The 20505-nt window shown below is 66.3% G+C and carries 20 protein-coding genes; 3 read left to right on the top strand and 17 right to left on the bottom strand.

The annotated features are described in order from the left end of the window. Window positions 1-126 precede the first annotated feature (126 nt). From C7411_RS28650 to flhD, 15 genes are all read right to left on the bottom strand, one after another. On the bottom strand, window positions 127-1410 hold the full coding sequence (locus tag C7411_RS28650; protein ID WP_373682678.1) for a DUF3443 domain-containing protein: 1284 nt from the start codon (window positions 1408-1410) through the stop codon (window positions 127-129). 19 nt (window positions 1411-1429) lie between these two features. Continuing rightward, the gene (locus C7411_RS28645) at window positions 1430-1930 is read right to left on the bottom strand and encodes a DUF2844 domain-containing protein (protein ID WP_243413384.1); all 501 of its coding nucleotides are present in this window, start codon (window positions 1928-1930) and stop codon (window positions 1430-1432) included. Between the two features lie 322 nt (window positions 1931-2252). After that, window positions 2253-3050 carry a protein phosphatase CheZ gene (gene cheZ, locus C7411_RS28640; RefSeq protein ID WP_165822910.1) on the bottom strand — a complete coding sequence of 266 codons (798 nt, stop codon included), beginning with the start codon at window positions 3048-3050 and terminating at the stop codon, window positions 2253-2255. Between the two features lies 1 nt (window position 3051). After that, complete coding sequence (gene cheY, locus C7411_RS28635; RefSeq protein WP_028212018.1) at window positions 3052-3447, bottom strand: chemotaxis response regulator CheY; 396 nt, start codon at window positions 3445-3447, stop codon at window positions 3052-3054. Window positions 3448-3577: 130 nt separating this feature from the next. Further along, window positions 3578-4699: a protein-glutamate methylesterase/protein-glutamine glutaminase gene (locus tag C7411_RS28630; protein ID WP_110387254.1), complete on the bottom strand. Its 1122-nt coding sequence runs from the start codon at window positions 4697-4699 to the stop codon at window positions 3578-3580. After that, on the bottom strand, window positions 4696-5544 hold the full coding sequence (gene cheD / locus C7411_RS28625; RefSeq protein WP_110387253.1) for a chemoreceptor glutamine deamidase CheD: 849 nt from the start codon (window positions 5542-5544) through the stop codon (window positions 4696-4698). Before cheD ends, C7411_RS28630 begins: the two co-directional genes overlap by 4 nt. Beyond that, the gene (locus tag C7411_RS28620) at window positions 5541-6491 is read right to left on the bottom strand and encodes a CheR family methyltransferase (protein WP_110387337.1); all 951 of its coding nucleotides are present in this window, start codon (window positions 6489-6491) and stop codon (window positions 5541-5543) included. Before C7411_RS28620 ends, cheD begins: the two co-directional genes overlap by 4 nt. Before the next feature lie 240 nt (window positions 6492-6731). Next, window positions 6732-8585, bottom strand: a complete 1854-nt coding sequence (locus tag C7411_RS28615; protein ID WP_110387252.1) for a methyl-accepting chemotaxis protein — start codon at window positions 8583-8585, stop codon at window positions 6732-6734. 219 nt (window positions 8586-8804) lie between these two features. Next, window positions 8805-9341 carry a chemotaxis protein CheW gene (gene cheW, locus C7411_RS28610; RefSeq protein WP_110387251.1) on the bottom strand — a complete coding sequence of 179 codons (537 nt, stop codon included), beginning with the start codon at window positions 9339-9341 and terminating at the stop codon, window positions 8805-8807. A gap of 57 nt (window positions 9342-9398) precedes the next feature. Beyond that, window positions 9399-11696, bottom strand: coding sequence for a chemotaxis protein CheA (gene cheA / locus C7411_RS28605; RefSeq protein WP_110387250.1), 2298 nt, complete (start codon window positions 11694-11696; stop codon window positions 9399-9401). A 57-nt stretch (window positions 11697-11753) separates the two neighbouring features. Next, window positions 11754-12128: a response regulator gene (locus tag C7411_RS28600; protein WP_110387249.1), complete on the bottom strand. Its 375-nt coding sequence runs from the start codon at window positions 12126-12128 to the stop codon at window positions 11754-11756. 13 nt (window positions 12129-12141) lie between these two features. Then, on the bottom strand, window positions 12142-13221 hold the full coding sequence (motB, locus tag C7411_RS28595; protein ID WP_110387248.1) for a flagellar motor protein MotB: 1080 nt from the start codon (window positions 13219-13221) through the stop codon (window positions 12142-12144). A 9-nt stretch (window positions 13222-13230) separates the two neighbouring features. Next, window positions 13231-14091 (bottom strand): flagellar motor stator protein MotA, encoded by an 861-nt coding sequence (motA, locus tag C7411_RS28590; RefSeq protein WP_110387247.1) that lies wholly within the window; start codon window positions 14089-14091, stop codon window positions 13231-13233. A 362-nt stretch (window positions 14092-14453) separates the two neighbouring features. Beyond that, a complete protein-coding gene (gene flhC, locus C7411_RS28585; RefSeq protein WP_110387246.1) occupies window positions 14454-14996 on the bottom strand; it encodes a flagellar transcriptional regulator FlhC in 543 nt (180 codons plus the stop codon). Between the two features lie 101 nt (window positions 14997-15097). Next, window positions 15098-15415, bottom strand: a complete 318-nt coding sequence (gene flhD, locus C7411_RS28580) for a flagellar transcriptional regulator FlhD (protein WP_221207168.1) — start codon at window positions 15413-15415, stop codon at window positions 15098-15100. Between the two features lie 595 nt (window positions 15416-16010). Between flhD and C7411_RS28575 the strand changes: the two genes are divergently transcribed. After that, window positions 16011-17075: a glycosyltransferase family 4 protein gene (locus C7411_RS28575; protein ID WP_110387244.1), complete on the top strand. Its 1065-nt coding sequence runs from the start codon at window positions 16011-16013 to the stop codon at window positions 17073-17075. Window positions 17076-17263: 188 nt separating this feature from the next. On the opposite strand, the gene C7411_RS28570 is transcribed toward C7411_RS28575, so the two are convergent. Then, entirely contained in the window at window positions 17264-17560 is a 297-nt protein-coding gene (locus C7411_RS28570) for an H-NS histone family protein (protein ID WP_028203342.1), read from the bottom strand. Between the two features lie 286 nt (window positions 17561-17846). Between C7411_RS28570 and aqpZ the strand changes: the two genes are divergently transcribed. Both aqpZ and C7411_RS28560 read left to right on the top strand, forming a co-directional pair. Next, complete coding sequence (gene aqpZ / locus C7411_RS28565; RefSeq protein ID WP_110387243.1) at window positions 17847-18593, top strand: aquaporin Z; 747 nt, start codon at window positions 17847-17849, stop codon at window positions 18591-18593. Between the two features lie 334 nt (window positions 18594-18927). Then, window positions 18928-19539 (top strand): histidine phosphatase family protein, encoded by a 612-nt coding sequence (locus C7411_RS28560; protein WP_110387336.1) that lies wholly within the window; start codon window positions 18928-18930, stop codon window positions 19537-19539. A 96-nt stretch (window positions 19540-19635) separates the two neighbouring features. On the opposite strand, the gene C7411_RS28555 is transcribed toward C7411_RS28560, so the two are convergent. Beyond that, window positions 19636-20457 (bottom strand): Cof-type HAD-IIB family hydrolase, encoded by an 822-nt coding sequence (locus C7411_RS28555; RefSeq protein ID WP_110387242.1) that lies wholly within the window; start codon window positions 20455-20457, stop codon window positions 19636-19638. Window positions 20458-20505 lie beyond the last annotated feature (48 nt).

The raw sequence follows: 20505 nt of genomic DNA, 5'->3' as shown, positions 1-20505 counted from the left end.
GGGTATTTCGGCCGATGGAACCGGGGCGGCATCATCGGCCGACGCCGGTGGGCGCCGGCGGGCGTTGCGCGCAGGCGCTCGCGAGCCGCAAACCCGACGATAAGCGCGCCCGGAGCGCCCGCAACCTCAGAACGCGACGTAGGGCGCCTTGCCCCCGGACGCGGTCATGTCCATGCCGTAGTACACGTAGCGGCCATAGAAGAACGACAACCCCAGGTCGAGGGCCGCCGACGACCCGAACTGCCCTGCCAGGTTGTTGGCCGCATAGTTCGCGCCGCTGCCGAGCAACGCGTTCCCGTTCGCGACATTGAAGGTTGCGGTGCCGGTGGTGGCGCCGTTATTGGAAACGAGCGCCGCGCTGAAGGACTGTGTGGACGATGGGCAGTAGAACGTGCCGAGATTGCCGCCGCACTGGGGCAGGGCGCTGTCGGCGAAGAAAATCGCGTTGGAACCCGAGTCGAGGAAGGTCTGGAGCGTGCGCCCGTTGAACGTGGAGTTGAGCCTGCCCCACGAGTCCGTGTTGAAGCTTTGCGAGGCAGTCATCGCGTTGTTCGGCTGCGTGCCGATGCCGAACACGAGCGTGCCCGTCGCGCTGGGCGCGCCGCTATCGGACACGGGTGCCATCTCCAGAATCACGCCGTTACCGTCCGTGCCGAACCTGGGCACGGGGTTGGCCACCAGCTGGGTTTGCGTGACCGTTGCGGCGATGCAGTTCGTGTTGCCGGGGCAGGAGTAGTAAGTGCCGAAGGTGTCATAAGGCGCGACGCCGATGCCGAGAATGCCGTTCGCGCCGAGGTCCTGCACGGTGTTCTGCGCGTTGCCAATGCCCGCGCAGGCCGACGGCACCGTGTTCGAGCCCAGGTCGCCGATCACCTGGATCGGAATATTGGATGCCGTCTCGCCGCCGATCTTGACGTCGGCGGGACGCACGGTGCCCCACGTGTAGCCGTCGGCGAAGGCCGTGCATTCGGCGAGGGTGCCGCCGTTGGCCGACGCTACAGGCAACGCGTTCAGGAGCGGTGACGGAATCGCCGATGCAAGCAGGCGCAGGCCGAACGATGCCGTGTCCACCTGAACGTTGCTGATCGGCTGGCAGGTGTTCGTACCGGCCACGCAAATCGTCACTGTCACAGTGGGAATATTCGGCAGCGTGCCGGTCAGTCCGCGGTTCACGACGACGCCCACGGTGTTCGCGGCGGTAGCCGCAGTGGGCTGCTGTGTGGGACTGGGAACCGCGGAACTGCCGCTGCCGCTACTGCCGCCGCTCGAACTGCTGTTATTGCTGCTGCCGCCCCCGCCTCCGCAGGCGGCGACGAGCGAAACGGAAGCCACGAGTGCGGTGGTCGAAAAGAACCGGAAAAGGCGCAGCCACAAGCTGCGCAAACGGCATGAAGTCAGCACTGAAGTCAGCACGTTCGGCCTCCGCTCGTCACTGGATATCGGAGGCGCTGACGCCCGCAGGCAACGCCTGCGGCAGCCATGCCTGCCCGGAGAAGGCGCCCATGTGGCCCCCCGAATGTACGACGACGTTCGAGTTTTCGACCACGCCCGGCCCGCGCACGCGACCGGCGGCGTGGCTCGCCTTCACGCCGGCCGTGTATTGGGGAAAGTAGCTGCCCAGCAGCATGGCGAGGTTGGGCATCTGCGGGCCGTCCCAGGCCACGCCGAATACGGTGCCGCCCTGCGTGAGGTACTCGCGCACGACGGTGCCGTTGGCGAGCGTGGTCTGCTGGACGGTGTAGGCGGGGGGCGTGGATGCGCCCGACGCCGCCCCTTGCACGGCTGCGCGCGCTGCGGCGGAAGCGTTGCCGGTCGCCGCTGCCGCCGCAGCGGCGCTCAGGGTGCTGACGCTCGCGCCCGCCGGCGTGGGCATGGGCGCGCCGCCTAGCGCGGCGTGCGCCGCAGGCGCCGCGAGCAGCGCGCAAAGCAGGGAACCGAAAAGCGCTGCGCCGGGCGCGCAGCGGGGTGCGGCGCGGCGCGCAAACGAGCGCGCCGCCTTGCCACAGCACGATGTGTATGGATACAAGGCGTCCCCTCCCTGTTGCGATGGCGCGTTGCACCATACGCTGCCGGGGCCGCGCGGGAACGTTGCGGCAAAACGCAGCAGGACGGGCAACGGCTGACTATGCTTCGTTGCAGCACCGCGATACGCGTCGCGGCCCGGCACGAAGGCATGGGCACTAGTATGCCTGCCTTGGATTACATGCGGCGGCTAGCCGAACGCTAGCTATGCGTTCCGGGTCGCGACCCGGTCAGAACCCGAGGCTTGCGAGCAGATCGTCGACCTGCGCCTGGTCCTGCACGACGTCGGTCTTGCCTTCCGGATTGATCTGCGGGCCGTTGAGCAGGCCTTCGGGACTGCCCGTGCTGCTCTGGGTCTCCGCGAGCGCCGCCGCCGTCGCCGCGAACTGCTCGCGCCGCTCCGGCGCGATGTTCTCGACGAGCACGGTGAGCAACTGCTGCTCGATCAGATAGACCACGTCCATGATCTTCTTGATCACCTGGCCCGTCAGGTCCTGGAAGTCCTGAGCGAGCATGATCTCGAGCAGTTGCTGGTTGGTCGCGGCGGTGGCTTGCGGCACGCCATCCACGAAGGCGCGCGTGTCGTCCATCAGCTGGCGCACTTCCGCGCGGCCGATCGGCGCGTCGTACCAGGTCGCCCAGCGGCCCGTCAGTGCCTTCGCGTCGCGTTCGAGCGTTTCCTGCAGCGGCTTGGCAATGTCGATCGCGGTCAGCACGCGCTCGGCGGCCTGCTCGGTCATGTTCGCGACATAGCGCAGCCGGTCGCGCGCGTCGGGCACCGCCTCGGCGGCGCGCTCCACGTGCTTGTCGAGGCCGAGTTCGCGCATCGAGTCGCGCAGGCTGCGCGTCAGGTGTCCGATGCGCGCGAGGATGCGGTCCGTCGCCAGCTCGCTGGCCTCGCCCGCAGCAGGGGGCGCGAAGTCGAACTCGGGTGGCTGCGGGAGCGGCTCGACGCCCCCGGCTTCCGGCCACTCGCCGCCATGAGCGCCGGCGGGCTCACCGGGTTGCGCACTGATGGGCTCGTTCACGTCAGCTCCCCGTCTTGGCCATCTTCTCAAGAATCTTGTTGAGCTTCTCGTCGAGCGTGGCGGCCGTGAACGGCTTCACCACATAGCCGCTCGCGCCAGCCTGCGCCGCCGCGATGATGTTCTCCTTCTTCGACTCCGCCGTCACCATCAGCACCGGCAGATGCGACAGGTTCGCGTCGGCGCGGATCTCCTTGAGCATGGCGAGACCGTCGAGGTTCGGCATGTTCCAGTCGGAGATCACGAACTCGTAGTTGCCGCCGCGCAGGCGGGCGAGGCCCGCTGCGCCGTCTTCGGCTTCGTCGACGTTCGAGTAGCCCAGTTCCTTGAGCAGGTTGCGGACAATCCGGCGCATCGTCGGAAAATCGTCCACCACCAGAATCTTCATTCCCTTATCCATCACGTTCCATTCCTCCAGGCGAAAACCCGGGCAATTATCCAGAGAAGCGCACTGCCTATCCAGATAAATTAATCGCAAGCGATCGAGCAAGCGTTTACGGCCTGCATGATCCCTCTATATCGGCAATTCCTTAGACTCGCTGAACCCGGTCGCCCATCGAGGCGAGTCGGCTCATCACGCGCCGGCTCATGTCGGAGAGCGAGGCGATCTCGTCGGCGCCGCCCATGGCAATGGCTTCGCGCGGCATGCCGAACACGATGCAGCTCGCCTCGTCCTGCGCGAGCGTGTACGCACCGGCCTGGCGCATTTCGAGCAGCCCTGCCGCACCGTCGCGGCCCATGCCCGTGAGAATCACGCCGATGGCGTTCTTGCCCGCGTGCAGCGCCGCCGAGCGAAACAGCACGTCGACCGACGGACGGTGCCGGTTGACCGGCGGGTCGTCGGACAGATGCGCGATGTAGTTCGCGCCACTGCGTGCGAGCAGGAGGTGTGCGTGGCCCGGCGCGATGTAGGCGTGGCCGGGCAGCACACGTTCGCCGTGCTCCGCTTCCTTGACGGTGATGCGGCACAGCCCGTTCAGGCGCTGTGCGAACGACTTCGTGAAACCGGGCGGCATGTGCTGCGCGATCAGCACGGCGGGCGCGTCGGGCGGCAGCGGCTGCAGCACTTCGCGGATCGCCTCGGTGCCGCCCGTCGACGCGCCGACGATCACGAGCTTCTCGGTCGAGACGAGCGGGTTGTTGATCATCGGCGCCGGGCTCGCAGGCTGCGCAGCGGCGTGGCCGTGCGCGTGCGCTGCCGCGCCCGCCGGCGCCGAGGCGCTCGCGTGGTGCGCACGCACGCGGGCGCGCGCGGCGGCGCGCACCTTGTCGGCGAGCTTCTCCGAGTATTCGAGCATGCCGTCGCGAATGCCGACCTTCGGCTTCGTCACGAAGTCGACGGCGCCCAGTTCGAGCGCGCGCAGCGTGATTTCGTTGCCGCGCTCGGTGAGCGACGACACCATCACGACCGGCATGGGCCGCAGGCGCATCAACTTCTCGAGGAAGTCGAGGCCGTCCATGCGCGGCATTTCCACGTCGAGCGTGAGCACGTCGGGATTGTGCTGCTTGATCAGCTCGCGCGCGACGAGCGGATCCGGCGCGGTGGCGACGACCGTCATATCGGGCTGAGCGTTGATGATTTCCGTCATCAAACTGCGGATCAGCGCCGAATCGTCGACGCAGAGAACCTTGATTTTTTGCACAGCGTTCACGCCTCCTCTACTGTCCTGGCGTTGTCTTGACCGGATGCGCGCAGCGCGGACGATACACCCGAGCCGAACAGCTCGATGCGAGGGCGCGCGCTCTGCGGCTGGGATGGGGAATTCTGGGGCGCGTGGGCTGCCGCGCTTACCGCCGCGCTTGCCGCCGCATTGGCCCCATGAGCTGGCGCAGCGGCGCCCGGGCCCGCACGCCCGGCGCTGCCGACGCCGAACAGTTCGACGCGCGCACGCGCACGCGCGAGCCGCTCGGCGCGCGCCTCGGCGGTTTGCGCGGCGAGTTGCCGTTCGCGCTCCGCCACGCTCGTCTCCTGCGACAGGCGCAGCTTCTTGACCATCACCTGGCCCGTGCGCGGCAAAAACGCCACCTTGCGCGGATGCGAGCCTTGCAGGTCCTCGGCGACGATGCGGATGTTCTCGGTCGCGAGATAGCGGCGCACGAACGCGGCGTTGCGGTCGCCGATGTTCATCGTCGTCATGCCCGCGAGCACCGCCGCGCCGCCGAACACCTTGGCCTCGAAGCGCTCGCGCCGGCCACCGGCCTTGATCAGCTCGTTGATGAGCACTTCCATCGCGTAGGCGCCGTAGCGCATCGCGTCGGAGGCGCCGGTGAGCGCGTGGGCGGAGTCCGCGCCGTCGTCGGGCAGCATGAAGTGGTTCATGCCGCCAATGCCGGCGGTGCGGTCCTGAATGCAGGCCGCCACGCACGAGCCGAGTACGGTCACGAGCACCATGTCCTCGCCCGTGGTGTAGAACTCGTTGGGCAGCAGCTTCACGCCGGGGCGCTGGAAATGCGCGTCGAAATAGCGATTCGTCGCGATCGGGAGACTGGCGCTCATGCGGGCACTCCGAGCGCGTCGTTCGCGCGGCGCGGCGAGGCATTGGCCTGGGTCTGAGCCCGACTGCCGCGCGTGAGTTCGTACACCGTCTGGCCGCGCAGACGGAACGCCTGCGTGACGTAGGTGAAATTCTCCGAGTGGCCCGCGAACAGCAGGCCGTCCGGCTTCATGAGCGGCTCGAAGCGCGTGAGGACCTGTGCCTGGGTCGGCTTGTCGAAATAGATCATCACGTTACGGCAGAAGATCGCGTCGAACGTCGTGCGCAAGCCGTAGTCCGCGTCGGTGAGATTGAGCTGCTCGAACTTGATCATCGCGCGCAGTTCCGGGCGCACCTTCACGAGTCCCGCGTGCGAGCCGGTGCCCTTGAAGAAGAAGCGCTTCAGACGCTCCGGCGACAGATGCTTCACCTGATCGAACGAGTAGACGCCCGCGTCGGCCTTGGCGAGCACCTGGGTGTCGAGGTCGGTGGCGAGCACACGCGCCTCGCGCGCGGCGCGCTCGCCGAGCGCTTCGATAAGCGTCATCGCAATCGAATACGGCTCTTCGCCCGTCGAAGCCGCCGAACACCATACCGAAACCGGCTGCGCACCTGGCCCGCCCGCGCGGCGCTTCACGAAATCCGCGAGGATCGGGAAGTGATGCGCCTCGCGGAAAAAAGCCGTGAGGTTCGTGGTGAGCGCGTTCGTGAACGCTTCCCATTCGGCCGAGTCGTTGCGCGCTTCGAGCTGGTCGAGATACTCGCGAAAACTGTCGAGGCCGAGCGTGCGCAGGCGCCGCGCGAGGCGGCTGTACGCCATGTCGCGCTTGTGGTCCGAGAGCGAGATGCCCGCGCGGCGGTGAATGAGCGCGCGAATGCGCTCGAAGTCTGCCGAAGTGAAATCGAAATCGCGGTTGCTCTCGACGCCCGAGCCGCCCTGAGCGCCTGGCGGGCCGGCGTCCTGGCGCATATGTCGCAGCGCTTTCATGCTGATGCTCCTTCGCATTGCGCGCCGCCCACTGCATGGGATACCGCGGCGCAGGACTGCTGCGCGCCGCGCCTGCCCGGTTGCAATGCGTGCGGCGCATGGGCGGCCTGCGCGACGCGCGCGGACCCTGGGGTCCGGCGCGGCAGGTCTTGCCGTTGTGTAGCGCTCATGTGCATTGCAGTTGCTCGTGTTCAGTACTTCACTGCTTTTCTATCCGTTCGTTCAGAACGTTTCCCAGTCCGAATCGTCCGAAGCGGATGCTGCCGTGCTCACGTACGTCTCGGCGCGCGCAGGCGCGGCCGGTTTCGCTGCGGGCTTTGCCGCAGCCCTGGCTGCCGGTTGCGCCGCGGGCTTTGCCGCAGCCTTCGCGGTCTCCGCCGGTGCCGCCGCAGTTGCCGCCGACGTTGCCGCCAGCGCGGCCTTCGTCCCCGCCGAAGCCGAAGACGGCGTCGTGCGTTTCGCGGCAACCGGCGCGGCCTGCGTGACGCGAGGCTCACCTGCACCCACGCTGCGCGCCGTCGCGCCGTCCGTCGTCCACGCGCCGAGCACGTTCTGCAGCTGGCGCGTCTGCTCTTCGAGCGACGCCGCCGCAGCGGCCGCCTGTTCCACCAGCGCCGCGTTCTGCTGCGTGACGGTGTCCATCTGCGTGACGGCGCGGTTGACCTGCTCGATGCCGCCCGACTGCTCCTCGGACGCCGCGCTGATCTCGCCCATGATGTCGGTCACGCGACGCACGGCCTGCAGGATTTCTTCCATCGTCGTGCCGGCGCGGCCCACCAGTTGCGAGCCGCTTTGCACCTTTTCGGCCGAGTCGTTGATGAGTTCCTTGATTTCCTTCGCCGCACTGGCGCTGCGCTGCGCGAGACTGCGCACTTCGCCCGCCACCACGGCGAAGCCGCGGCCCTGCTCGCCCGCGCGCGCCGCTTCCACGGCCGCGTTGAGCGCGAGGATATTGGTCTGGAACGCGATGCCTTCGATCACGCTGATGATGTCCACGACCTTCGCCGAACTCGCCGCAATGCCCTGCATCGTGTTCACGACTTCACCCACCACCTCGCCGCCGCGCGTCGCGATGTCCGAGGCGTTGACGGCCAGCTGGCTCGCCTGGCGCGCGTTCTCGGCGTTCTGGCGCACGGTGCCGGTGAGCTGCTCCATGCTCGACGCCGTTTCCTGCAGCGAAGCGGCCTGCTGCTCGGTACGCTGCGAGAGATCGGTGTTGCCCATGGCGATCTCGCGCGCGCCCACGTCGATCGAGCTTGCGCCCGTATGCACCGCGCTCACCAGCGTGACGAGGCTTTCCTGCATGCGCTTGATGCCGCCGAAGAGACGCCCGATCTCGTTTTCGCTGTAGACCGTGACCGGCCGCGAGAGGTCGCCGTGGGCGATGCGCTCGAAGCACGTCACGGCGTCCGCGAGCGGCTGCACGATGAGGCCGCGGATGGCGAAGCGGATCGCCACCACGAGCACGAGCGCCACGGCGATCACCACGCCAATCGCGATGCGCATCACGGCGATCTTCTCGTGCGCGCCGACCTCGCGCGCCTGTGCGCTGTCTTCCAGCGCCTGCGCAAGCGGCCCGGCGACGTTGTCGTAGTCGACGAACATCGGGCTGATCTTCGTATCGGCGATGGCGTGATAGGCCGGTTGATCGTTTGCGCGCAGGGCCGCGAATTCGGGCTGCACGCCGTCCTGCATGAGCGCGGCGCGCTTCGCCGCGAGCGCGTCGAGCGTGGCGGCGTCGAGACCGCTCTTCGGCGCGTTCTGGAAGGCCTGCCAGGCTTCGTTGGATTTGCCGAGCAACTCCTGGGCGCGATCGATCGCTTTCTTCGCATCGTCGGCCTGGCCTGCTGCCGTGAGCGCGCTGGCGCGGTCGATAGCGACGCGCGTGCGCAGCAGATACGACGACGCGTCGTTCAGCGCATGCATCGCCGCGAGATCGCCTTGCACGATCTCGGTGAACGCGTCGCTCGCACGCCCGAGCGCGACGAGCCCAAGCGCGCCGACCAGCACGGTCAGCGCAACCAGAATGACCCCGACGCCCGTGAGCGTCGTGCGGATCGACCATCTTTGCAGCATCTCGTTTGCTCCTGTCCTGTGCGAATCGGGGCGGCCTATTGTGGCCAGTAGCGGTCGGCCAGACGCGGTCGGCTAGACGCGGTCGGCCAGACGCGGCTACGCCCAAGGCCCCGCACGAAGCGCGCGCAAGAACGAAGGCGGCTTGCCGCTCTTTGGCGGCGGCTTGTCCGCTCTCTCTCACGCCGGCCTCGCGGCCCCCCGGTTTTACGTCTGTGTGCGTTAAACCAGCGCCTCGATCAGCGCCATTTCGCGGCTCGTCATCAGTTTTTCGATATCCATCAGGATCAGCATGCGGCCTTCCACGGTGCCGAGGCCCGTCAGGTACTCGGTCGTGAGCGTCGCGCCGAATTCGGGCGCGGGCATGATCTGCTCCATCTGCAGCGTGAGCACGTCCGAGACGCCGTCCACCACCATGCCGACCACGCGATGCGCGACGTTCAGGATGATGACGACCGTCTGGTGGTCGTACTCGACGCGGCCGAGATGGAACTTGATGCGCATGTCGACGATCGGCACGATGATGCCGCGCAGGTTGATCACGCCCTTGATGAAGTCGGGCGCGTTCGCGATGCGCGTCACGCTGTCGTAGCCGCGGATTTCCTGCACCTTCAGGATGTCGATGCCGTACTCTTCCGCGCCGAGGGTGAAGACGAGGAATTCCTGGCCGCCTGCGTCGGCCTGCAGCGCGTCGCGGCGTTGCGCGCCGGCAACCGCGCCGTGCGCGCCGTTGCCTTGAATCGATTGGACTTCTGCCACGTTAGCCCCTGAACGGTTGGGAAATGATGGATTGAGTGCGTCCGGTCTTCATCACGATTACGCGAATTCGGCGAACGCACCCGAATTTGCGCTGGCGCTCACGCCATGCGTGGCGCGCGTCTCGCGATTGAGCGCGGCCACGTCGACGATCAGCGCGACGCTGCCGTCGCCGAGAATGGTCGCCGCCGAAATGCCGTGCACCTTGCGGTAGTTCGTTTCGAGGTTCTTCACCACGACCTGCTGCTGGCCGACCAGCTCGTCGATCAGCATGGCGAAGCGACGGCCCTCGGTTTCCATGATCGTGACGATGCCCTGCGTCGGGTCCGTGCGCGCGCCTTCGACGTTGAACGCCTGGTGCAGCGCCACGAGCGGGAGATACTCGCCGCGCACGCGCACCACGCGGTCGCCGTTGGTGACCGTATAGATGTCTTCGTGGCGCGGCTGCAGCGACTCCATCACGAAGTTCAACGGCAGGATGAAGATCTCGCTGCCCACCTTCACCGACATGCCGTCGAGAATCGCCAGCGTGAGCGGCAGCACGATACGCGTGGTGCTGCCCTTGCCTGCGTGCGAGGTGATCTCCACGTGGCCGCCCATCGCCTGGATGTTTCGCTTGACCACGTCCATGCCCACGCCGCGGCCCGAAACGTCCGTCACCTGCTCGGCGGTCGAGAAACCCGGCAGGAAGATGAGGTTCCAGACCTCTTCGTCGGACATCGTGTCGCTCACCTGCATGCCCTGCTTGATCGCCTTGGCGAGAATCTTGTCGCGGCGCAGGCCTGCGCCGTCGTCGCTCACCTCGATCACGATGTTGCCGCCGTGGTGCGCGGCGGAGAGCACGAGTTGGCCCGTCGCGTCCTTGCCTGCGGCGCGGCGCGCTTCCACGGTTTCGATGCCGTGGTCGAGCGAGTTGCGCACGAGGTGGGTGAGCGGGTCGATGATGCGCTCGATCAGGCTCTTGTCGAGTTCGGTCGCCTGACCGAAGGTGACAAGCTCGACTTCCTTTCCGAGCTTCGCCGCGAGATCGCGCACGAGACGCGGGAAGCGGCTGAAGACGTAGTCCATCGGCATCATGCGGATCGACATCACCGCTTCCTGCAGGTCGCGCGCGTTGCGCTCGAGCTGCGCCATGCCGTTGTAGAGACGGTCGTGCAGCGCCGGGTCGAACGTGCTGGTGGTTTCCGCCAGCATGGCCTGCGTAATGACGAGTTCGCCGACGAGGTTGATCAGCTGGTCGACTTTTTCGACGCCCACGCGAATCGAGCTGCCTTCCGCCGATGCGGCGGCGGCGGCCGGACGCGCCTTGCGCTCGCCTTCGGCCTGCGCGGGTGCGGCGACGCCCGGCGCGCTCGCGGGAGGGCGCGGCATTTCATGCTCGGCTTGCGCAGCCGGTGCGCTCGCAACCGGCACAGGCGCCGCGGCGACGGGCGCGGCCGTTGCGGCCGTTGCGGCGGGAGGCGCGGCAGGCGCCGGCGCCGCGGCGGGTTCTGCCGCAGCCGGTTGCGCGCCGCCTTGCGGCGCGGCGCCCCGGCCGATCGAAATCTGTTTCTCGTCGATCACGAAGCAGCACACCGCGATGATGTCGTCGGCGGTCACATCGGTTTCGAGCCACAGCGTGAGGTCGTCGCCGGTCTTCACCTGGCCGAGAATGCGGCCGAGGTTGCCGAGCTCTTCGACGAGCAGTTCCTGGTCCTTCGCGCCGACGGCGCGCAGCGTGACGCGCAGGTGCGGACCTTCCGCTGCGGCCTCGCCACCGGCAGCGGGCGCAGAGGCTGCCGCATCGATCGCCTCGCTCACGACGTGCTCGGGCGCGCCCGAGCCTGCCGCCGCCAGCGTGCTGTGCATCTCGAAAGCGGCTTCGAGATCTTCTTCCGAGTCACCCACGCTCGCACCCGTGCTCGCCTGCGGGGCCGGCGCGGGGGCCGGAGCCGGCGCGGGTTCTGGCGCGGCCGCAGGTACGCCGCGGCTTTCCGCATAGAGACGCTCGAGCTTCGTGCGCACGGCGGCCGCCGCTTGCGCGTCGGGCTCGGCGCTCGCGCGGTAGGCGCCGAGCTGGTCGGAAAGCACGTCCTTCGTTTCGAGGAACGTGTCGATCATGTCCTTGCGCAGGACCAGTTCGTTGTTGCGCGCGCGGTCGAGCAGCGATTCGAGAATGTGGGTCGTCTCGGTCAACGCCGTGAAGCCGAACGTCGCCGCCCCCCCCTTGATCGAGTGCGCCGCGCGGAAGATCGCCGCCAGATCCTCGGGATCCGGGCGGCCGACGTTCAGGTTCAGAAGAAGCTGCTCCATCTGCGCGAGCAGCTCGTCCGCCTCGTCGAAAAACGTCTGATAGAACTGAGTGATGTCGAGAGTCATTGCTCTTTCACCGCGTTGATTGCCTGGGGGGTGCCTGGTCGTTCGCCGCGCGGCACCTCAAGGGCGGGCCTCGCCCAGCGCGCTCGCCAGATCGACGAGCAGCTCGGGGTCCACCGGTTTTTCGATCCAGCCGGTCGCGCCTGCGTCGCGTACGGCTGCCTTGAAGCCTTCGTCCGATTCCGTGGTCAGCACGAGGATGGGCGTTTCGAAATACGAAGGATTCGCCCTCAGCTGCTTGATCAGGTCGAGCCCGCCCATGCGCGGCATGTAAAGGTCGGTGAGCACGAGATCGAAGCGCTGGGCGAGCGCATGCTCGAACCCTTCTTCGCCGTCGCTCGCCACCGTCACTTCGTAGCCTGCCGAGCCGAGCGCCGCACGCAGGATCTCCCGCATGGACACCGAATCGTCGATCGCCAGAATGTTTCTGATCATCCGTTCCTCGTTGTCATTGCGCTGCCGGCGCGACGGCCGGGGCGAGCGCCGGCGCCACCGCGGTTGCCGCCGCTGTTGCCACCTTCGGCGCGATCGCCACCGGGGCCGGCGCCGCCTTGCCCGGCACGGCGTCCGGCGTGAGCGCGGGCAGGCTCTTGCCCGAACCCGCTGCGTCGTCGGAGAGCGTGGTGGTGGTCGAGTCGTCGTGCATGAGCGCGTCTTCGGACTTCTTGTTCAATACGATGATGCTGATGCGGCGGTTCTCCGGATCGAGCGGATCGGCCTTGTTCAGGTTCTGCGTGGAAGCGAGACCGAGCACGCGCAACACCTTCGATTCGTCCATGCCGCCCGCGATCAGCTCGCGGCGCGAAGCATTCGCGCGGTCGGCGGAAAGCTCCCAGTTGCTATAGCCCTTCTCGCCGCCGGCATAGGGCACGGCGTCGGTGTGGCCCTGCACGACGATGCGGTTGGGCACGTCGTTGAGCGTCTTGCCGATTGCCTGCAGGATGTCGCGCATGTACGGCTCGACCACGTCGCGCGCCGTGGCGAACATCGGGCGCTTCTGCGAGTCGACGATCTCGATGCGCAGGCCCTGCAGCGTGGAGTCGATGCGGATCTGCTGCTTGAACTGGCGCAGCACCGGGTTCGCCTCGATCGCCGCCATCAGCTTCACCTGCAGGTCGTGCAGGCGCACCTGCTCCTTGCGCTCGAGCGAGCCTTCGAGCTGCTTCGTGGCGTCGTCGTCGTTGTGCTTCGACTGGTTTTGCTCCGAGCGCTCGGTCGCGCCGTCGCTGCGGCGCGTGACGCCCTGGTCCTGCGACGAGATGTCACGGCCGCCGCCCTTCAGGATGCTCGAGTCTTCGGCGCTGCGGTCGCCGCCCCAGAGCGTGATCTTCAGCGGCTGGTTGAAGTAGTCGGCAATGCCGCGCAGCTGTACCGTCGACGCCGACGAAAGCAGCCACATCAGCAGGAAGAACGCCATCATCGCGGTCATGAAGTCCGCGTAGGCGAGCTTCCACGCGCCGCCATGATGGCCGGCCTTCTTCGGCGCGGCGCGCTTGACGACGATTGCGCGGTCCTTGTTGTTGCTCATGGGCCGCCCTTACTTCGCCTTCACGCGGCGCACGTGCTCTTCGAGCTCCGTGAACGACGGACGCTCGGTCGAGAACAGCACCTTGCGGCCGAACTCCACGGCAATGGCCGGCGCGTAGCCGTTCAGGCTCGCGAGGATCGTCACCTTGATGCACTGGAACATCTTGGTCGACTCGGTCACGCGCTGCTCCGCGAGGCTCGAGAGCGGGCCGATCAGGCCGTACGAAAGCAGAATGCCGAGAAAGGTGCCGACCAGCGCCTGGGCGATCATCTCGCCGAGCACCGCGGGTGGCTTGTCGGCGGACGCCATGGTGTGGACCACGCCCATCACCGCCGCGACGATACCGAACGCCGGCATCGCGTCGCCCACCTTGGCGAGCGCATGGGCGGGCGCCTCGCCTTCGGCGTGGTGCGTTTCGATTTCCTCGTCCATGAGGCTTTCGATCTCGAAAGCGTTCATGTTGCCGCCCACCATGAGACGCAGGTAGTCGGTGAGGAATTCGACGATGTGGTGGTCGGCCAGGATCTTCGGATACTGCGTGAAAATTGGGCTCTTCTGCGGATCGTCGATATCCGCTTCGAGCGTGAGCGTGCCTTCCTTTCGCGCCTTCGCGAGCAGGACATAGAGCAGCGCGAGCAGCTCCATGTACACGTCCTTGTTGTATTTGGCGCCCTTGAACAGCGAGGGAAGCACGCGCAAGGTGGCCTTGATGGTCTTGATGCCGTTGCCGAGGATGAACGCGCCGACGCCAGCACCACCGATCATGAGCAGCTCCATCGGCTGCATGAGCGCGGCCAGATGGCCGCCCTCGAGTGCATAACCGCCGAAGACGCAAAGGATCGTCAAGAGGGTTCCAACGATAATCAGCACTGCCGGGTCCTCACTAGAAATGCGCCGCGAACCGCCGTCGGCCCGCGCCCTTAGCTGGGTTTACGGCAACGGCGCGAAAAACTTTGGCTTTGAGTGGACGCGGATCGTAGGCCGGCCGGGCATCTTCCGCCTGCGTTGCATCGGCATGGCGGGCGAATCTGGGGCCGGTTCGCAAAGCCGCGCGGGAAGGGGGTGCAGTTTGCGCCTGCGACTGCTTGTGACAATGCGGCCGCGCCGCGGCGGGGGCCGTGCGGCGGGGCCGCGCGGCCTTTGCGTCGGGACGGGGCGGGTTTATCCGGAGTCCCGGCCTGCACGGGCGGCGGCAAGCCGCATCAATCAGGGTCAGGCCGCGTCGATCTGCCTCAGGCGGCGATCTGCGAGGCAAGCGCGCTGCGCCGGGTGCGCCCCGCCCGCGAGGGCGGCTGGCACAGCCCGCAGACGAAGCCGCGCTGCGGGTCGTGCGCGTGAGCCACGTAGCGGCCGCCGCAACGGCTGCACGGCGTCATCTGCAAGAGGCCCGAGCTGAAATAGCGTACGAGCGTCCAGGCGCGCGTCAGGCTCAGCGCGGGCGTTTCGCCGTGCAGCCGCAGATGCTCGAGATAGAGCCGGTAGCTCTTCACGATCGCGTGGATCGGCTCGCAGCGCGCGTGGCGGCTCATGAACATGAACGTGTTGTAGAACAGCGAGGAATGAACGTTGGGCTGCCAGGTCATGAACCAGTCGGTCGAAAACGGCAGCATGCCCTTGGGCGGCGACTCGCCCTTCACTTCCTTGTAAAGCCGGATGAGCCGGTCGCGCGAGAGCGAGGTCTCCGCTTCGAGCAGTTGCAGACGCGCGCCCAGTTCGATCAGCTCGATCGCGAGCGCGATCTCCTTTACCTCCTGCACCACACTCTTTGTCGCCATAGACACCCGTTGGAAGCCGCAATGGAATGCGCTTGCCCCTGCCGCCGTTCAGGTAGCAGCAAGGATGCAATGCGCGGCCGCGCGCTGCGGCGCGAAGCGGTTCAGCCGATCTGCTCGACGTCCTGGCCCGCCATGATGATCGCCGAGTGGGTCAGCGCGGTTTTGCCCTTGTCGGCAAGCGCGCTGAGGATGGCGTGGTCGTCGAACCGGAAGCGGCAAAGCAGCTGGTTCGATGCGGCCAGGCGTACGGTCTGCGCGAAAGTGAGATTGGCGAGCACCTCGGCAGACTGCTCGGAGATGCCCATGCGGAACATGCCCGCCGGCTTGTCCTCGCGCAAAAGACGTTGCGCGAGCAACAGGTACGACAGGTTCACTTCCTTGATCTCACCGAGCATGTCGCTGTGCGTCGTCGCGCTCATGGATTTCCCCGAATCAAATCGCGGCGGCTGGTCAGACCGCCTGCGGAAAACGTTTGCTCGCCCAGATACAACCCGAGTGCATCCGAACGGCCTGTTTATGGTCGTGGGTCCATTGTGGCCGGGGTGGCAACAAATGGAAATCGGACGGATGCCGCGACGCGTTGCGAGAAAAAGTTTCGCTAACGTGTAGGAATTTTTCTGACAAAGAGGCGGGAGCAGCGGCGGGGGGCGGGGCGCGTCATGTCATGCGCATAAGCCGCGAAATGAGTCCGCCGATTATAGGCTCTTTCATGGATGCGTCACGCGCGCGTGCTAGACGCTCCGCGCGCGGCCCTCGCGTACACGCCTTTTGACCCTTGGGCGCCGGCCTGGGCACGCGATTTGCTCAGTGCGCGCAAGCCGCGTCACGCTTTGCAATGGGCTCTTACACCCGCTGTATCCCGCTGTAACAACATTAAGCGTTTGCAAAACCGCGTGTATCGGGCCGCGAAATGGCCATAATCGGTCTCAGGGATAACCCGATACCGTTGTACCGCCGCAGTGCCGCATCACAGCGTTCGTTGCACACGCGGCTTTTTGCCCAGGAGATCGAACAATGCGAATCGCACAAATTGCGCCACTTTATGAAGCCGTTCCGCCCAAGCTTTATGGCGGCACCGAGCGCGTCGTGTCCTACCTGACCGAAGCGCTGGTCGACCTCGGCCACGACGTGACGCTGTTCGCCAGCGGCGATTCGGTCACCTCGGCGAATCTCGAAGCCGCCTGGCCGCGCGCACTGCGTCTGGATCCGACGATCCGCGACGCGCTGGCCCCGCACATGGTGCTGCTCGAGCGCGTGCGCCGCGTCGCGCACGAGTTCGACGTGCTGCACTTCCACCTCGACTACCTGCCGTTCCCGCTTTTCACGACCCTGGACACGCCGTTCGTCACGACGCTCCACGGCCGCCTCGACCTGCCGGAGCTGCAACCGGTATTCGAGCAGTTCCCGAACGCACCGGTAATCTCGATTTCGGACTCGCAGCGCCAGCCGTTGCCGCAGGCCGCGTGGCAAAACACGATCTATCACGGACTGCCGAAGAACCTCCTCACGCCGCAGGCCGACCGCAAGCCCGAGTACCTCGCGTTCCTCGGCCGGATCTGCCCGGAAAAGCGCGTGGACACGGCGATCAGGATCGCCGCGCTCTCCGGCTTGCCGCTGAAGATCGCCGCCAAGGTCGACAAGGTCGACCAGGACTACTTCAAAACCGAGATTGAGCCGCTGCTTTCGCAGGCCCACGTGGAGTTCATCGGCGAGATCAACGAAGAGCAGAAGCCAGCGTTCCTTTCGGGCGCGAAAGCGCTGCTGTTCCCGATCGACTGGTCCGAACCGTTCGGCCTCGTGATGATCGAGGCGATGGCGTGCGGCACGCCGGTGATCGCCTTCAACCGCGGTTCGGTGCCGGAAGTGATCGACCCGGGCGTGACGGGTTATGTCGTCGAGGACGTGCAAGGCGCCGTGGCCGCGCTTCAGAATATCGATTCGCTTTCGCGCGTGGCGATTCGCAACCAGTTCGAACACCGCTTCACGTCGCACATCATGGCCGGCAATTACGTCGACACTTATACGGCGCTGATCGAAGCCGCACAGCGTCCGGTACTGCGTCGCGTCGCGGCCGGCTGAGTGCGAAGCATTCCATTTTTCGCCCTCAATCCAGACGAATGCACGACGTGAATCGTTTGCGAGTCGCCGAATAGCGCCGTTACGCGCTGATTACAGAAGACGCACAAAAAAGAGCCGCATGAATCATGCGGCTCTTTATCGCATTTGCGGTTGCGGCGGTATGGCGGCCGGGCTGTTCCCCGCATGCATCAGGCGATCAGGTAGCGTTCGCGGTTCTTGCCCGCGATCCACTTGGGCGGCTTGCCGCGCCCGCTCCAGGTCGCGCCGGACTTGGGGTCCTGATAGCGTGCGGGCAGCGGCGCCTTTTTCGGCGGACGCCCGCGGCGCGCCGCCTCGGCAAAGCCCAGGTCCTGGGCGGAAAGGCCGTACTCGGCGATCTTTTCCCTGATCGTGGCGATGACGTCCGCAATCTCCGTGCGCCGCGCCTCTTCGGCCTGAGCCTGGAGTTTTGCGATCTGCGCCTTGATTTCCGTATATTGCGACATTTCTATTCCCCCTTCATTGCTCTTGAAACCGGCTCGATCGGAGATTAGACGCAAATAAGGGAATTCGCAATCGCTATTAATACTGTTTTTTTGACTCTATTCTTCAATTTAACAATTGAGCGACTCCGGCACAATGCGTACACGTCGATCGCAATAATTCGATCAATTAGGTCGAAATTGACAATCCTTGACAGCATCGAAAAGGGCGACTGCATAGAATCTGGCATTTCCCGGTGCCGGCACTTTACGCGGCGCCGTCAAAATCGACTTTTCGAGGTGTCACGCAATGCACTTATCCAGGCGTCTCATTGCCGAGATGTTCGGCACTTTCTGGCTCGTTCTGGGCGGCTGCGGCAGCGCCGTGCTCGCGGCCAACTTCGCCGGCCCGGTTCACGGGCTCGGCATCGGCTTCGTGGGCGTGTCTCTCGCATTCGGCCTGACCGTGCTCACCATGGCGTTCGCCATCGGCCATATTTCGGGCTGCCATCTGAACCCCGCCGTGAGCGTGGGCCTGACCGTGGCGGGCCGCTTCCCCGCGCGCGACCTCGTGCCCTATATCGCTGCGCAGGTCCTGGGCGCGGTGATCGGCGCGTTCGTGCTCGCGCTCATCGCAACGGGCAAACCAGGCTTCGACCTCGTCGCGAGCGGCTTCGCGACCAACGGTTACGGCGAGCACTCGCCGGGCCACTACGCCATGGGCGCCGCGTTCGTGTGCGAGGTCGTCATGACCGCGTTCTTCCTGTTCGTCATTCTCGGCGCAACCGACCAGCGCGCGCCCGCAGGCTTCGCGCCGATCGCCATCGGCCTGTGCCTCACGCTCATTCACCTGATTTCGATTCCCGTCACCAATACATCGGTGAATCCGGCTCGCTCGACCGGCCCCGCGCTCTTCGTGGGCGGCGAGGCCATCTCGCAGTTGTGGCTGTTCTGGGTCGCGCCGATCGTCGGCGCCGTGATCGCGGGCATCGTCTACCCGGCGGTGGCGGGGCGGCGCGAAGCGGTCGCGGCGGTCGCCGCGCGCGAGAAGGCCTGACGCGCACTCACACGTCTCGCCGGCTCGGGCCACGCCGAACCGCGACACTTTCATCGGGCAGCAGCAACGGGCGCTTCGGCGCCCGTTTGTCTTGCCGGCCCTGGCGCTGCAAACGCGCCGCCTGTGCGCGGCTAAGCGGGCCCACGGCGCCCGCGCTGCTAGAATCAGGCGACTTTCCCACTGTCTTGTCACCTGGAGCATCACGCCCGGCATGAAGCGCCCACGCCCCCGGCCGGTCCGGATCGCCCCGACGCTCGCCGCAGGGCTGAGCGCACTGTTATACGCCTGCGCGCCGCTGCCGCAGGCAAGCGGGCCCGCCAACGGCGGCGAGGCAATGCAAACGAGCGCGAGCAACGCGCCCACCGCTCGCAATCAACAAGACCCGCGCAACGTCGAGACACTCATCTTCGTGAGACATGGCGAAAAGCCGCCAGAGGGATTCGGCCAGCTCGACTGCAAGGGGCTGAACCGCGCGCTCGCGCTGCCCGCCGTGATCGCGGCCAAGTACGGCAAGCCCGATGCGATCTATGCGCCCGACCCCGGCGAGCAAAAGGAAGACAACGGCCATTCTTACTACTACGTGCGCCCGCTCGCGACGATCGAGCCGACCGCGATCCAGTTCGGCATGCCGATCCAGACGCCGTATGGCTATTCGAAGATCGACGCGCTGCAAGCTACGCTCGTCGATCCGCAGTGGCGCGGCCGTACCGTGCTCGTCGCGTGGGAGCATCGGGAAATCGAGGCGCTCGTGCGCCGCGTCGTCGCTGCACACGGCGGCAGCGCGAGCGAGGTGCCGCGCTGGGAGAGTGCGGACTTCGACAGCATCTATGTGGTGCGCATCGACTGGAGCGGCGGTGCAGCGCGCGCGCGTTTCTCGCACGAGCGCGAAGGACTCGACGGTCGCGCGGACGACTGCCCGTGCGCGCAACTGCCCGCCGCGCAATAGCCGTCCCGCAGTAACCGTCCGAATGGAATCGCGAAAGCGGTGACGGCGCGACTTGCGCCGCGCCTTTATTGCATCGGGTGGTGGCGCCCGTGCGGACTACGACGCGAGTTCGTCGTTGAGCGCGAACAGCTTGCGAAGATGATGCGCGACGCCGGATTCGAAATTGTTGCCGATGCGCGGCACCCGAGGCAGACGCTTGATGAGATCGGGGTTGGCGTTGTTCATCATGAACGGATGACCCGCCGTTTCGAGCAGATCGATATCGTTCATGTTGTCGCCGAACGCAACGCAACCGGCGGCGTCCACGCCGAGCCGGTCGAGCACGACGCGCAGTGCGCGGCCCTTCGAAACGCCGGCGACCATGACTTCGAGGCAATCGGGCAGGGAATAGGTGACGTAGAGTGCATCGCCGAACTCGCGCGCGAGGTTCTGCGCCACATGCGCGAGATCCGCCGGATCGCCGATGTAAAGCGCCTTGGCAATGCCTGCACCTGCGTAGTCGCGCAGATCCGCCACGCGGTACTCGAAGCCCGAGTCCTGGTGATACGCGAGCAGTTCGGGCGCGTCGCGGTCGATGAGCCAGGCGTCGTCGGTATAGATGCTCACGATCACGCGGCCGTGCTCGCCCACGGTGTCGGCGGCAACGAGACGTTCGACCATGGACGCGCCCAGATTGCTCGCGTGGATCAGCGTGTCGTCGGGCGCGTGCACGCGCGCGCCGTTCGCGGTGATGAGATACGGCCGGATGCCGAGCACGTCGCGAATGCCGGCCACGTCGCAATAGTGGCGGCCGGTCGCGATCACGAACGGCAGCCCCTGCGCATCGAGCGCGCCCAGCGTGGCAACCGTGAACGGATCGACCTGATGGTCGCTATTGAGCAGCGTTCCGTCGAGATCGGTTGCAATGACCTTGTACATGGTGATCGGACAGCTAGCGGGAAACGTTGAATCGTAGCATCTGCGGCA

Origin of the sequence: Paraburkholderia silvatlantica (assembly GCF_003096715.1) — a bacterium.
Taxonomy (GTDB): Bacteria; Pseudomonadota; Gammaproteobacteria; order Burkholderiales; family Burkholderiaceae; genus Paraburkholderia; species Paraburkholderia silvatlantica.
This window is presented reverse-complemented; position numbering and strand designations above follow the sequence as displayed.